14 protein-coding genes are annotated in these 13047 nt (G+C 65.7%); 9 read left to right on the top strand and 5 right to left on the bottom strand.

What is annotated here, in order from left to right; translation table 11 throughout:
* Positions 1 to 153 precede the first annotated feature (153 nt).
* Together cobO and FHR96_RS18765 are read right to left on the bottom strand one after the other, a co-directional pair.
* Positions 154 to 753, bottom strand: coding sequence for a cob(I)yrinic acid a,c-diamide adenosyltransferase (gene cobO, locus FHR96_RS18760; RefSeq protein ID WP_183389259.1), 600 nt, complete (start codon positions 751 to 753; stop codon positions 154 to 156).
* 60 nt (positions 754 to 813) lie between these two features.
* Positions 814 to 2304, bottom strand: a complete 1491-nt coding sequence (locus FHR96_RS18765) for a RimK family protein (RefSeq protein ID WP_183389260.1) — start codon at positions 2302 to 2304, stop codon at positions 814 to 816.
* A gap of 157 nt (positions 2305 to 2461) precedes the next feature.
* On the opposite strand from FHR96_RS18765, the gene FHR96_RS18770 reads away from it, so the two are divergent.
* The 4 genes from FHR96_RS18770 to pepN all read left to right on the top strand — a co-directional run bounded on the left by FHR96_RS18770 (position 2462) and on the right by pepN (position 6709).
* The gene (locus tag FHR96_RS18770; protein ID WP_183389261.1) at positions 2462 to 2929 is read left to right on the top strand and encodes a GNAT family N-acetyltransferase; all 468 of its coding nucleotides are present in this window, start codon (positions 2462 to 2464) and stop codon (positions 2927 to 2929) included.
* A 98-nt stretch (positions 2930 to 3027) separates the two neighbouring features.
* Positions 3028 to 3513: a YajQ family cyclic di-GMP-binding protein gene (locus tag FHR96_RS18775; RefSeq protein ID WP_183389262.1), complete on the top strand. Its 486-nt coding sequence runs from the start codon at positions 3028 to 3030 to the stop codon at positions 3511 to 3513.
* A 115-nt stretch (positions 3514 to 3628) separates the two neighbouring features.
* The gene (locus tag FHR96_RS18780) at positions 3629 to 4006 is read left to right on the top strand and encodes a YbaN family protein (protein ID WP_183389263.1); all 378 of its coding nucleotides are present in this window, start codon (positions 3629 to 3631) and stop codon (positions 4004 to 4006) included.
* 72 nt (positions 4007 to 4078) lie between these two features.
* Positions 4079 to 6709, top strand: coding sequence for an aminopeptidase N (pepN, locus tag FHR96_RS18785; protein ID WP_183389264.1), 2631 nt, complete (start codon positions 4079 to 4081; stop codon positions 6707 to 6709).
* An 82-nt stretch (positions 6710 to 6791) separates the two neighbouring features.
* Here pepN and FHR96_RS18790 read toward each other — a convergent pair whose 3' ends face one another.
* Together FHR96_RS18790 and FHR96_RS18795 are read right to left on the bottom strand one after the other, a co-directional pair.
* Complete coding sequence (locus tag FHR96_RS18790; protein WP_183389265.1) at positions 6792 to 7079, bottom strand: hypothetical protein; 288 nt, start codon at positions 7077 to 7079, stop codon at positions 6792 to 6794.
* 138 nt (positions 7080 to 7217) lie between these two features.
* Positions 7218 to 8816 carry a cation:proton antiporter family protein gene (locus tag FHR96_RS18795; RefSeq protein ID WP_183389266.1) on the bottom strand — a complete coding sequence of 533 codons (1599 nt, stop codon included), beginning with the start codon at positions 8814 to 8816 and terminating at the stop codon, positions 7218 to 7220.
* Between the two features lie 149 nt (positions 8817 to 8965).
* Between FHR96_RS18795 and yegS the strand changes: the two genes are divergently transcribed.
* From yegS to FHR96_RS18810, 3 genes are all read left to right on the top strand, one after another.
* A complete protein-coding gene (gene yegS / locus FHR96_RS18800; protein WP_246393043.1) occupies positions 8966 to 9898 on the top strand; it encodes a lipid kinase YegS in 933 nt (310 codons plus the stop codon).
* 28 nt (positions 9899 to 9926) lie between these two features.
* A complete protein-coding gene (locus tag FHR96_RS18805; protein ID WP_183389267.1) occupies positions 9927 to 10355 on the top strand; it encodes a VOC family protein in 429 nt (142 codons plus the stop codon).
* 67 nt (positions 10356 to 10422) lie between these two features.
* Positions 10423 to 11196, top strand: a complete 774-nt coding sequence (locus tag FHR96_RS18810; RefSeq protein ID WP_183389268.1) for a hypothetical protein — start codon at positions 10423 to 10425, stop codon at positions 11194 to 11196.
* Positions 11197 to 11290: 94 nt separating this feature from the next.
* Here FHR96_RS18810 and FHR96_RS18815 read toward each other — a convergent pair whose 3' ends face one another.
* Positions 11291 to 11497, bottom strand: coding sequence for a cold-shock protein (locus FHR96_RS18815; RefSeq protein ID WP_183389269.1), 207 nt, complete (start codon positions 11495 to 11497; stop codon positions 11291 to 11293).
* A gap of 296 nt (positions 11498 to 11793) precedes the next feature.
* Between FHR96_RS18815 and FHR96_RS18820 the strand changes: the two genes are divergently transcribed.
* Positions 11794 to 12219, top strand: coding sequence for an NINE protein (locus tag FHR96_RS18820; protein ID WP_183389270.1), 426 nt, complete (start codon positions 11794 to 11796; stop codon positions 12217 to 12219).
* 11 nt (positions 12220 to 12230) lie between these two features.
* Complete coding sequence (locus FHR96_RS18825) at positions 12231 to 12875, top strand: LysE family translocator (protein WP_183389271.1); 645 nt, start codon at positions 12231 to 12233, stop codon at positions 12873 to 12875.
* Positions 12876 to 13047 lie beyond the last annotated feature (172 nt).

Below are 13047 nucleotides of genomic sequence, written 5' to 3' on the forward strand. Positions count from 1 at the left end.
GATCTGGAGCTGAGCCTGAGCGGGCGGCGTTGCCGCACTATGCCCAAGGGCCATCATGCGCTCACCGATGCGCTGGCTACCGCCGAGCTGCTGCAGGTCCAGATCGCTTACCACTACCGCCCCGAGACGCCGGTGGGCACGATCTGGAGCTGATCAATAGTCGATGCCGCGGCGTGCCTCGAGGCCCGCATTGAAGGCGTGGCGAACTTCCTGCATTTCGGTGACGGTGTCGGCCATGGCCGTCAGCTCGCGATGAGCGTTGCGTCCGGTGATGATCACCGTCTGCTCGGCGGGACGGTTTTCCAGCGCTCGCTTGACCGTGGCGATGTCCAGGTAGCCGAACTTCAGCATGTAGGTGATCTCGTCGAGCACCGTCAGATAGACCTCGGAATCGGCGAGCATGCGCTCGGCTTCGGCCCACACCGCGCGGCAGGCTTCGGTGTCGGCCTCGCGGTTCTGGGTCTCCCAGGTGAAGCCGGTGGCCATGATCGCCACCTCAAGGTTCGGGTCCTCCTCGAGACGCGCACGCTCGCCGCATTCCCACTGGCCCTTGATGAACTGCACCACCCCGACCCGGTACCCGTAGCCCAGGGCGCGAGTCACGGTGCCCCAGGCGGCGGTGGTCTTGCCCTTGCCGTTGCCGGTGAACACCAGCAGCTGGCCGCGCCGCTCGGTGGCGGCGGCGACCTTGTCGTCGACGTGGGACTTGAGGGTCTGCATGGCTCGGCGGTGGCGTTCGTCGCGATCGCTCATCTCGGCTCCTGTTGGTGTCGGGGGCAAGGGAAGGCAGCCTACCCCAGGCGGTGGACGACGTCAGCTGCCCAGTCGGCGTGCCTCCATGCGGGCCAGGAAGACCGCCATGATGCGCTCGAAGAGCGCCGGGCCCAGCACCGCGTCCTCGATGCCGGCATCGATGTTGGGATTGTCGTTGACTTCGATGACCAGCGCACGATCGCCGATCTGCTTGAGATCGACGCCGTACAGGCCGTTGCCGATCAGGCGAGTGGCGCGTAACGCTGCCCGCACCACGGGCGCCGGGACGTCATCGGGCGAGTGGGTGGTGAAACCGCCGCTCCTGACGCGGCCGCCGGCGTGGTCGTAGATCTGCCAGTGGCCGCGCGCCATGTAGTAACGGCTGGCGAACAGCACCTGGCCGTCGAGCACGCCGACGCGCCAGTCGAACTCGGTGGGCAGCCATTCCTGGAGCAGCAGCAGGGCCGAGTCCCTGAACAGCCGGTTGGCCTCATGGATCAGCGCCTCGCCGGAGGCGATCTTCACCACGCCGCGTGAAAAGGCACCGTCGGGAATCTTGAGCACCCGGGGGAAGGTGAGCGTCTCGGCCAGACGGGCGATGCCGTCGCGATCGCCGCGACGCAGCAGCTGGCCGTCCGGCGCGGGGATGCCTCGGGCGCGCAGCAGGGCATGCAGGTAGACCTTGTTGGTGCATCGCAGGATGTCGTCCGGGGCGTCGATGACCACCAGCCCCTCGTGCTCGGCTCGGCGGGCCATGCGCCAGGTATGGTGGTTGAGGGCCGTGGTCTCGCGAATGAACAGGCCGTCGAACTCGGCCAGGCGGGCGATATCACGCCGGGTGATCAAGGAGACATCGATGCCGAGTCGCCGTCCGGCGCGAATGAAGGCCTTGAGGGCGCCGCGGTTGCTGGGGGGAAGCGCTTCCTCGGGATTGACCAGGATCGCCAGGTCGAAGCGGTAGCGACGCCGCGCGCGCGGCGATCGCCACACCTGGCGAGAGTGGCGGTTCAGGGCCGTGGCGAACAGGTCCTGCTCGGCGTCGTTCAGGTCGCGCAGGCGGCAGGGGCGCACGCGCTCCACGCGCCACTGTGCCTGGCGATGCACCAGACGCAGCGCCAGCAGCGGGCAGGGCAGCCGCTCGAACAGCCGGCGGGCCAGGGACGCCAAGACGGGGTCCAGGCACTCGCCGAACAGTATGCGCACCTCGTGGCTGTCGCCGGTCAATCGGCCGTCGCGGGACAGCTCGACCAGCAGCGGCGCCAGCGGTGCCAGGGCCAGGTCGGTGGTGGCCTTGCGCGTCAGGGCGTTGAGGGTCTCGACGTCGGGCTGGACTCGCTGACCGCGGGCCTGGGCCAGCAGCGAGACATAATAGCCGGTGCCCAGGTAGTCCAGGTCGCCGCACAGGTTGATCACGCGAGTGCCCCGCTCTCCGCTGGGACGGCCCGGCGCGCCGTCCAGAGCGAGAAAGTCGTCAGCGACCATCAGGTCGTCGCTAGGGAAGTAGGGCAGCCAGTCGTCGCGGTGGTCGACGACGATTCTCAGTACGCTCATGGGCGGGGCACCAGTGGATGGTGACGGGCTCAGCATGCGCCTGAGCCACGATCCATACAAGCTGGAACATGCGTGAAAAGATTTCATTGAAAAGGCCGCTGACAGCGATCCTCTGCCTGGCCAGAATCCGTGGCAGGACCACTGGACGATACTGACCATGACCGTTTTCCTGCGCCCCGCGGTGTCTCGCGATCTGGACGACCTCTATCGCCTCGAGCAGGTGGCCTTCAGCGGCGATCGATTCAGCCGCCGCCAGCTGTGGCATCTGCTCAACCGCGCCAATGCCTTGACCCTGGTGGCCGAAGGAGAGGATGGACGACTGGTCGGCTATGGCACCCTGCTGTTTCGCTTCGGCAGCGGCCGAGCCCGGCTCTATTCGTTCTGCGTGCATCCCGGGGCACGCGGGAGTGGCCTCGGCCGCCGGATGCTCGAATGGCTGGAAAGTGCCGCCGGGGAACGAGGCTGCGACTGGCTGGTGCTCGAGGTGCGTGCCGATAACCAGGCGGCCCTGGCACTTTATCGGCGCATGGGCTTTGCGCCCAGCGACTGGCTGGACGATTACTACGAGGATGGCTGTGCGGCCTGGCGCATGGGCAAGGCGCTGGCGCTGGCTCGGGCAGGTTAGTCGGGTCGTGCGTCAGCCCCGGTTGGGTAGCGGATGCCTAGGCGTGACCGGCTGCCGGGCATAGAATGGCGCCTTCGTTCATCATCGGGATACTGCCCATGCCTTCCTTCGACATCGTCTCCGAATTCGACAAGCACGAGGCCAGCAACGCCGTCGACCAGGCCAATCGCGAGCTGCAGAGCCGCTTCGACTTCAAGGGCGTCACGGCTTCCTTTGCGCTCGATGGCGAGACGGTCACCCTCGAGGCCGAGGTCGACTTTCAGCTGCGCCAGATGCTCGACATGCTGCGCAACAAGCTCATCGGCCGGGGCATCGACCCGCGTTGCCTGGAGATCGACGATCCGGAACTCTCCGGGGTTCGTGCCCGCCAGACGGTACGACTCAAGCAGGGCCTCGAGCAGAAGGAAGCCAAGGACATCGTCAAGCGCATCAAGGACACCAAGCTCAAGGTGCAGGCCCAGATCCAGGGCGAGAAGGTTCGGGTCACCGGCAAGAAGCGCGATGATCTACAGAAGATCATGGCACTGCTCAAGGGCGAGGACGGCCCCGACCTGGCGCTGCAATTCGACAACTTCCGCGATTGAGGTCGTCTCGCCATAGCCCGTCGCTGGGGTCGCCATTGACGATGGCGATTGGCAGGCGGGGGTGGCTTGGGCTTCAATACAGGTACGCCGTTGCCGCCAAAGGAGTGAGCGCACGATGTCTCATGCGCGCCGAATCGTCTACCTGACCATCGCCGTCATCAGCTTTGCCCTCGGCGTGATCGGTGCTTTCCTGCCGCTGATGCCTACCACCTGCTTCATGCTGGTGGCGGTGTGGGCTGCCTCCAAGGGGTCGCCGAGATTCGCCGGATGGATTCGCTCGCATCCGCGTTTCGGGCCTGCGGTGATGGCCTGGGAGGAAGAGCGGGCGATTCCCCGCCATGCCAAGTGGCTGGCCGGCTGCATGCTGCTGGTATCGATGCTGATCCTGGCCTTCACGGTGGGTGCCCTGTGGCTCAAGGTCGCGCTGATCGGTGCCCTGGCGCTGGTCGGCGCCTGGATCCTGACGCGACCGGAGCCGGTCGCCGATTCCTGATCGAGTATCGCTTTGAGGTCGGGGCTGGGAGGGCCGTACAATGGCCGGCAACCTTCACAGGAGCCATCCTCGATGTCTGAACCCCAATCGATCTACCTGAGCGACTATCGTCCCCCTGCCTATCGCGTCACCCACACCGAGCTGAGCTTCGACCTCGACCCGATGGCGACTCGTGTCAAGGCGCGTTTGCACGTCGAGCGCCACCCCGAGCGCGCGGCCGGCGAACCGCTTGAGCTGGACGGCGAGCAACTGACGCTCAAATCGATCGCCATCGACGGCCAGCCGCTGGGCGACGACGAGTACGTCCTTACCGAGCGTGGCTTGCGCGTGGACGGCGTACCGGAGCGCTTCCTGCTGGATACCGACGTCGAGATCGCGCCCAAGGACAATACCGCCCTGGAAGGGCTCTACCAGTCCGGCGGCATGTTCTGCACCCAGTGCGAGGCCGAGGGCTTCCGTCGCATCACCTTCTACCCGGATCGCCCCGACGTCATGGCGACCTTCTCCACCACCGTGGTCGGCCGGAGTGACCGCGAGCCGGTGCTGCTCTCCAACGGCAACCCGGTGGAGCGCGGGGAGCTGCCGGACGGGCGTCACTTCGTGACCTGGGAAGATCCGCATCCCAAGCCCTGCTACCTGTTCGCCCTGGTGGCCGGCGACTTGCAGAAGGTCGAGGACCGCTTCACCACCGCCGGCGGTCGCGAGGTGACGTTGCAGATCTGGGTCGAGGAAGAGAACCTCGGCAAGACCGATCACGCCATGGCCTCGCTCAAGCGGGCCATGCGCTGGGACGAGGAGACCTACGGCCGCGAATACGATCTCGACCTGTTCATGATCGTGGCGGTCAACGACTTCAACATGGGCGCCATGGAGAACAAGGGGCTCAACATCTTCAATTCGGCGGCGGTGCTGACCCATCCTCACACCGCTACCGATGCCGCCTTCCAGCGCGTCGAGGGCATCGTCGCCCACGAGTATTTCCACAACTGGTCCGGCAACCGCGTCACCTGTCGCGACTGGTTCCAGCTGTCGCTGAAGGAGGGCTTCACCGTCTTCCGCGACCAGAGTTTCTCCGCCGATACCAATTCTGCGCCGGTCAAGCGCATCGAAGAAGTGTCCTTCTTCCGTACCGCCCAGTTTGCCGAGGATGCCGGACCCACCGCGCACCCGGTGCGGCCGGATCACTACATCGAGATCGGCAACTTCTACACCCTGACCATCTACGAGAAGGGCGCCGAGATCGTGCGCATGTTGCGCAACCTGGTGGGCTGGGAGGCGTTTCGGCGCGGCAGCGATCTCTACTTCTCGCGCTTCGATGGCCAGGCGGTGACCATCGAGGACTTCGTGGCCTGCATGGCGGAGGCTTCCGGCCAGGATCTCGACCAGTTCATGCGCTGGTACTCCCAGGCCGGAACGCCGGAGATCGATGCCCACGGCGAGTACGACTACGCCAACGGCGCCTATCGTCTTGTGCTGCGTCAGCGTACGCCGGCCACCCCGGGGCAGCCGGACAAGCAGCCGTTGCACATTCCGATCCGGCTGGGCCTGGTCGGTACCAAGTCCGGCCGCGATCTGACCCTGACCCTGGACGGCGAATACCTGGGCCAAGACGGCGTGATCCATCTGCGCGAGGAGGAGCAGGAGTTCCTGTTCACCGACGTCGAGGAGGCGCCGGTGCCGTCGCTGGCGCGTGGTTTCTCGGCGCCGATCAAGCTGCATTTCCCCTATTCCCGCGAGGACCTGGCCTTCCTGCAGACCCATGACAGCGACGGCTTCAATCGCTGGGATGCCGGCCAACGCCTGGCGCTGCTGGCCCTGGACGACCTCATCGCCGCCCACCGCAACGGCGTCGAGAAGGTCATGGACTCGCGGGTGGTGGAGGCCTTCCGTTCGCTGTTGAACACCGCCACCGACGACAAGGCGGTGCTCGCCGAGATGCTGACGCTGCCCTCCGAAGCCTACATCGCCGAGCAGCAGCCGCTGGTCGACGTGGATGCCATCCATGCCGCTCGCACCTTCGTCAAGCAGTCCCTGGCAATCGCCCTGCGCGACGACTTCCTGCGCGTCTACCATGAGAACGTCAGCGAGGCGCCCTATGCGCCGGAGCCCGAGCAGATCGGCGCTCGCAGCCTCAAGAACGTGGCGCTGTCCTACCTGGTCAGCATCGAGGACGAGGAGGGCGTCGAGCTGGCTCGCCGGCAGTTCGAGGCGGATCACAACATGACCGACGTGCGCCAGGCACTGACGCTGCTGGTGCACTCCAGCCGTGACGACCTGGCCGACCCGGCGCTGCGCGCCTTCGGCGAGAAGTGGGCCCATGACCCGCTGGTCATGGACCAATGGTTCAGCATCCAGGTCTCGCGCCCCCAGGCCGACGCCCTGGAGCGGGTCAAGTTCCTGATGGATCACCCCGCCTTCTCGCTGACCAATCCCAACAAGGTTCGCGCGCTGATCGGCGCCTTCGCCCAGAACCGCATCAACTTCCACCGTCTCGATGGCGAAGGCTACAAGCTGCTGGCCGACGTGGTGATCGAGCTCAACCGCCTGAACCCGGAGATCGCCTCGCGACTGGTCACCCCGCTGACCCGTTGGCGGCGCTTCGACGAGCCCCGTCAGGAGCTCATGAAAGGCGAGCTCGAGCGCATCCGCGCCGAGAAGCTCTCGCCGAACGTGTATGAGGTGATCGAGAAGGCGCTCGCCTGATCGACGAGGCTACGGCCAGACGAAAGGCGCCGCCCGGGAGGGCGGCGTCTTTTTTATGCGCGGGGCAAGTGCTTTGGCGTGATCAGTTGATCAGCCAGCCCAGCACCGACACACCCAACAGCATCCAGATCAGGGTGGCGACGATGGCGCGGCGGCGCAGCGCCGAGAATGCCTTCCACAGCAGCCACAGGCCGAGGATCAGCACCAGCAGGCTGAGCAGGTTGGCGGGAATGCCGAGTGCCCCGGCGATGCCACCGATGAAGCTGCTGGCGGCATCGTCGAGGCCATTCAGGCCGACGCTGAGCGCATCGACGACGAAACGGATGACGTGGCCGATGAACTGGCCGATCGCGGCGAAGAAGTCGTTCATGCGCGGAAAGCCTCGAGGCGAAAAAAGGGCGGGCAAAAGGAGCGGGCGCATGGTAGCACGCCCGCCGGGGCGGGCGCGGTGGTTCAGCCGAGGCATGGCCTGAAACGTCGGCGAGCGTAGACACTTTTCAGCCACTGCCTAGCCCAGCAGGCTGGTGCGCGAGGTAAGTCCGGCCTCTTCGGCGGCGCTGTCGGCCAGGGCGCGGCCGGCCTCGTCATAGACGTGGAAGACGGCGTTGGCGCCGAGTTCGCGGATCGGCTCGATCTCTTCGGGATATTCCACCACTGCGGTGATGCGCCCAGGAAAGTGGCGCGAGCGCAGCTGCTTGAGGGCGGCCAGGTTGCCGGCGTGGTGTGGCATGGCCAGCACCACCAGTTGCACGTCCGGTGACATCAGCAGCTTGTCCCAGAAGTCCGAATCCACGGCATCGCCCTCCAGAGCATTGAATCCCATGGCGGTAAGTCGTTCGATGCTCTTGGGATTGCTGTCGATGCCCAGCACCTGCAGGCCGTATTCCTTCTGCAGGCGGCGATAGACGCCTTTGCCGATGCGCCCCATCCCCAGCACCACCGCCTCGGCATCGCCGACCTCGAGGGGGCGGTCGCTGGGGGCGAGCTCGTGTTCGTCGAACTCGGGCAAGCGTGGTTCCAGCCAGCGATAGAAGCGCTCTCCAACGCTGTTGACCACCGCCGAGAAGGCGAAACTCAGCGCCACCGCCAGCGACAGCACCACCAGGAAGCTTTCCGGCAGCCAGCCCTGGGCGGCAGCGATGGCGCCGACGATCAGACCGAACTCCGAATAGTTGGTCAGGCTCAGGGCCGACAGCACCGAGGTGCGATGACGCATGCGGAAACGCATGAAGACCAGTTGATAGAGGAGCCCCTTGAGCGGCAGTGCCAGCACCAGCAGCAGTGCGCTGCCGAACAACTCCCAACTGGGCATGGCGGTCAGGCCGAGGCTCAGGAAGAAGCCCACCAGCAGCAGTTCCTTGAGACTGAACATCGAGCGCGCCAGGGTCTGGGCGGCGGGGTGGGGCGCCAGCAGCAGGCCAATGACCAGGGCGCCGAGATCGCCCTTGAGGCCCACCGCAGAGAACAGCGCATAGCCCAACACAAGCGCCAGCAGCATGCCGAACAGCATCTGCATCTCGCCGTGGCCCAGGCGGTCCAGCAAGGCGCGTAGCGCCGGCGCCAGAGGGATCAGCAGCAGCAGCCCCAGGGCCCAGGGGCTCGGTAGCGTACCGGTGGACGCCGTCAGGAAGACCACCGCGAAGATGTCCTGCATGATCAGTACGCCGATGGCCAGTCGCCCGTAGGCGGTCTGGCTTTCGCTGCGTTTTTCCAGCACCTTGACCACGAACACCGTGCTGGAGAACGACAGCGCGAAGCCGATCAGTGCCAGGGTCGACCAGCCGGCCGACGTCAGTAGCGGCAGGCCCAGCCATTTCAGCGCGGCGAGCACCCCAACCATCACCAGCGTCGAGGCGAGCATGTGCAGTGAGGTGCCGCCCCAGACGTCGCGGCGCAGCAGGGTGCGGATGTCGAGCTTGAGGCCGATGCTGAACAGCAGCAGCGTGACCCCGACGTCGGCCAGCGTCTCGAACAGTGGCGTGGACCGATAGCCCAGCGCATTGAGCACGAAGCCCCCGGCCAGAAAGCCCACCAGCGGCGGCAACCGCAGGCACATGGCGGCGAGGCCGCCGAGGAAGGCGGCCAGGAGGAAGGCCGGTGCAATCATGACAACTCCCTGTGTCGCGATGGTCGAAGAAGGATGCGAGAAGACAGACAGTGTAAGGAAGTCATAGAGTGAATGGCATTCATCCCTGGAGCATGCCCGCCGAGCGTGAAGCGGCCATGACGACGATCAAGGAGAAGGAACATGAGCCCATGGCAACGCTGATACTGAACGGCAAGTCGGCCCAGCTGCCGGCGGTGCGCGAGGCGGTGTCCGCCTGTCGCAAGGCCGGGACGGCACTGGACGTGTGGGTCACCTGGGAGGCGGGGGATGCCGTTCGCATGGCCGAGCGTGCCGGTCGAGAGGGAGCCGCGCGGGTGATCGCCGGCGGCGGCGATGGCTCCGTCAACGAGGTGGTCAATGGCCTGATGCGCCTGCCGGCCCACGCACGCCCCGGGCTGGGGATCCTGCCGCTGGGCAGCGCCAACGACCTGGCCAATGCCCTGGGCCTGCCGCTGGAGCCTGGTCCGGCGCTGGAGGCGGCCCTGCATCTCCCGCTGGCGTCGGTGGACGTCCCCCGGCTGGATGGTCGGTACTTTCTCAACATGGCTACCGGCGGCTTCGGTGCGGAGATCACCTCCTCGACCCCCAAGAGCCTCAAGCGGCTGCTCGGCGGCGGCGCCTACTCCCTGATCGGGGCGCTCAAGGCCTGGCAGTATCGCCCCTATCCGGTGACGCTGCGCTGGGCCGAGGGCGAGCGCGAGGCCTCGCTATTCGTGCTGGCGCTCGGCAACGGGACTCGCTCCGGGGGAGGGCAGCGCCTGACGCCGGCGGCGCGCATCGACGATGGCCTGCTGGATGTACTGATTCTGCGCGATTTCGCCTCGCTGCGGGACATGGCGACGATGCGTCGCGAGCTTCAGCGTCGTCCCGGGGCGGGGGCGTACGTCGAGACATTTCGTACCGCCTGGCTCAGCGTCGAGTCGCGAAGCGAGCTGCCGCTGACGCTCGACGGCGAGCCCTGCCATCGTCGCGCTTTCCGGGTCGACGTGGAGCCGGGAGCGCTCGGGCTGGCGCTGCCGGCCGACTGCTCGCTGCTGTCGGGACGTTCGACTGGTCAGCCGGCGCATGCCGCGGCATCATGAAGACGTCCTGGCTCATGGAGATGCGATCATGTTGACCCCCTTTCATCTTGCCGTGCCGGTGCGCGACCTTGGCGAGGCTCGGCGTTTCTATGGCGAACTGCTGGGGTGCCCCGAGGGCCGCAGTAGCGACACCTGGGTCGACTTCGATCTCTACGGTCATCAGTTCGTCTGCCATCTCGATCCCTCGCTGGGCGAATCGCGCCAAGACGTGCACCGTAACCCGGTGGACGGTCAGGGCGTCCCGGTGCCCCATTTCGGCGTGGTGCTGGAGATGGTCGATTGGGAGGCGCTGGTCGACCGGCTGACGGCCACCGGCATCCGCTTCGACATCGAGCCTCAGGTACGTTTCGCGGGCCAGCCCGGCGAGCAGGCCACCATGTTCTTCCGCGACCCCAGCGGCAATGCCATTGAGTTCAAGGCGTTCCGCGACATCGCCGGCCAGTTGTTTGCACGTTGAACCTGCCTTGCGGCGCCGCAGCCCCTTTGGTGCAATGACGTCACACACATTGAAGAGAAGGAAGGCCATGACACCCTGGAAACCGCTCGTCCTGGCGATGATGCTTGCCCTGGTGGGCTGCGGTGACGACGAGGGCGCGTCGAACGACGGGGCCGATTCCGCTCCCGCCAGCGACGCGGTGAGCGAGGCTCCCGTTGCCGGGGAAGGCACGGCATCGGAGGCCGCCACGACGTCGAGTGCCGAACCGACACCTGATGCGTCGCCGGCTGGCGAGGCCACGATGCCCGAGACGACGTCCGAGGCGAATGACTCATCCGAGGCGATACCCGCCGACGAGGAAGCCATGTTGCCGGATGATTCGGCGCTTCCCGAGGAAGATACCAGCCCCGAGGTCGAGGAAATCCTGCAGGAAACCGAGCGCCGCTTCGACGAGGCCAGCAAGAACCTCGAACAGCAGTACGAATCGGTGGAACAGCAGGCCCCGGAAGCGGCCACCGACGAGGGAGCGGGCGCCGAGGGCGAGTCGCCGTCGGTGGACCTGGACAGCGTTCTCCAGGAAGGGGCATCGATGCCGGATGACACCCTGGCTCCCACATCGGACCCTGAGGTAGAGGCCATTCTCGAGGAAACCGAGCGTCGCTTCGAAGAGGCCAGCCGCAAGATCGACGAGCAGTTCGAGCGCGCCGAGCAGGAAGTGCCGAGCGAGATTCGTGAGTCGACCCGCGTCGCTGATCCCGAGACCGAACAGGAAGCCACGACCGGTCAGTCGGCCGAGGATGAGCAGGGCAGTGCGGCCGGACAGGAAAGTGCGGAGCAGGAGGGCGATGACGCGACGCCCTGACCGAGGCACCATGAAAAAGGCCCGCCTGATTGGCGGGCCTTCTTATCGACGATGACCGGCGATATCGCCGGTCATCGTGCGTTCGGACGCGAGCTTACTCGGCGAGGCGAACGTTGGAGGCCTGGAGGCCTTTCTTGCCCTGAGTCACCTCGAAGGACACCTTCTGACCGTCCTGCAGGGACTTGAAGCCTTCAGCCTGAATCTCGGAGAAGTGGACAAACAGGTCGTCACCGCCGTCTTCCGGCGAGATGAAACCATAGCCCTTGGTGTCGTTGAACCACTTGACAGTGCCAGTTGCCATTGTCGATTTCCTTAACTAGCTAAATGATGGTGCTGGGCCGTGCCGGTCGAAAGACCGCGTATGGGCCCGTCGTGCGTGGGCAAGACAAGGAAGAAGTGCGCACCGGGTGTATCGAAGGAATCGAAGTACAACTGACGACTTTCTACTTGCTAACCAACGCAGCGGATAGTGCATCAGCGCCAGGGTTGCGTCAACACGGTGGCGCAGGGAAACTGGTGCTTCCGCCCGCAAGGTCAATGTAGCCACAAAGCCCCCTGGCGTCCAGCGACCGCTATGGCACCAACGAGACCCTTTTCATGAATCAGACCCGCATCGCCACTCAGGATACCCACAGCAAGGTCATCGGCTACCTGCTGTGGTTATTCGGCTTCCTCGGCGCCCACCGCTTCTACTACGGCAAGCCCGTCACCGGGACCCTGTGGTTCTTTACCTTCGGGCTGCTGGGCATCGGCTGGCTGATCGACCTGTTCCTGATTCCGTCAATGGACCGACAGGCCGATCTGCGCTTCCAGGCCGGGCCTACCAATTACACGCTGGCCTGGCTGCTGTTGACCTTCCTCGGTGCCTTCGGCGTACACCGCTTCTATCTCGGCAAGTGGCTCACCGGATTGATCTATCTGTGTACCCTGGGACTGTGCGGGCTCGGGGTGCTCTACGACTTCTGGACCCTCAACGACCAGATCTCCATGCGCCATGCCAAGCGTGACGTGTTCACCGACTGAGGACCCGGCCCATGTGGTTCGATGCCCAGTTCTGGCCCTTCCTGGTGGCCATTACCCTGCTCAGCATTACGCCGGGCGTGGATACCCTGCTGGTGATCCGCAACACCGCCCGCGGCGGCGCTCGCGATGGCGTGCTGACCAGCCTGGCGATCTGCGCCGGGCTGTTCGTGCACGCTAGCGTCTCGGCACTGGGGATTTCGCTGATCCTGCTGCAGTCGGCCTGGGCGTTCGGCGCGCTCAAGCTGGCCGGGGCGGCGTACCTGATCTGGCTGGGGCTGGCCAGCCTGGGGGCCGCCCGTCGCGGCCAGGGATTGCCTGTCGCCGGGGTCGACGGCGAGCGTCGTCGGGTTTCGGCTTGGCGGTCACTGCGCGAGGGGCTGCTGTCCAACGTGCTCAACCCCAAGACGATCGTCTTCTACATGGCCTTTCTGCCCCAATTCATCGCGCCCGGCGATCCGGCACTGGCCAAGTCGCTGTGGCTGGCCGGCGTGCACTTCGTGGTCGCCAACCTGTGGCAGATCGCCGTGGTATTGCTGGTGGGGCGCGCCGGGCGATGGCTGGCGAGCCCGAGTTTCTCGCGCTGGCTCAATGGCCTCACCGGCAGCGTACTGGTGGGATTCGGCGCCAAGCTGGCGCTGACCCGAGCGCCGGCCTGACACTTGAAGCTGGAAGAACGCCCGCTTCGCGGGCTTAAGCTGGAAGCTTGAAGAAAACCCTTGACCCCGAAGTCGTCGGGCTCATGCTGTCTTCCAGCTTCCAGCTTCCAGCTTCCAGCTTCCAGCTTCCAGCTTCCAGCTTCCAGCTTCCAGCTTCCAGCTTCCAGCTTCC

Origin of the sequence: Halomonas organivorans, assembly GCF_014192055.1 — a bacterium.
Taxonomy (GTDB): Bacteria; Pseudomonadota; Gammaproteobacteria; order Pseudomonadales; family Halomonadaceae; genus Halomonas; species Halomonas organivorans.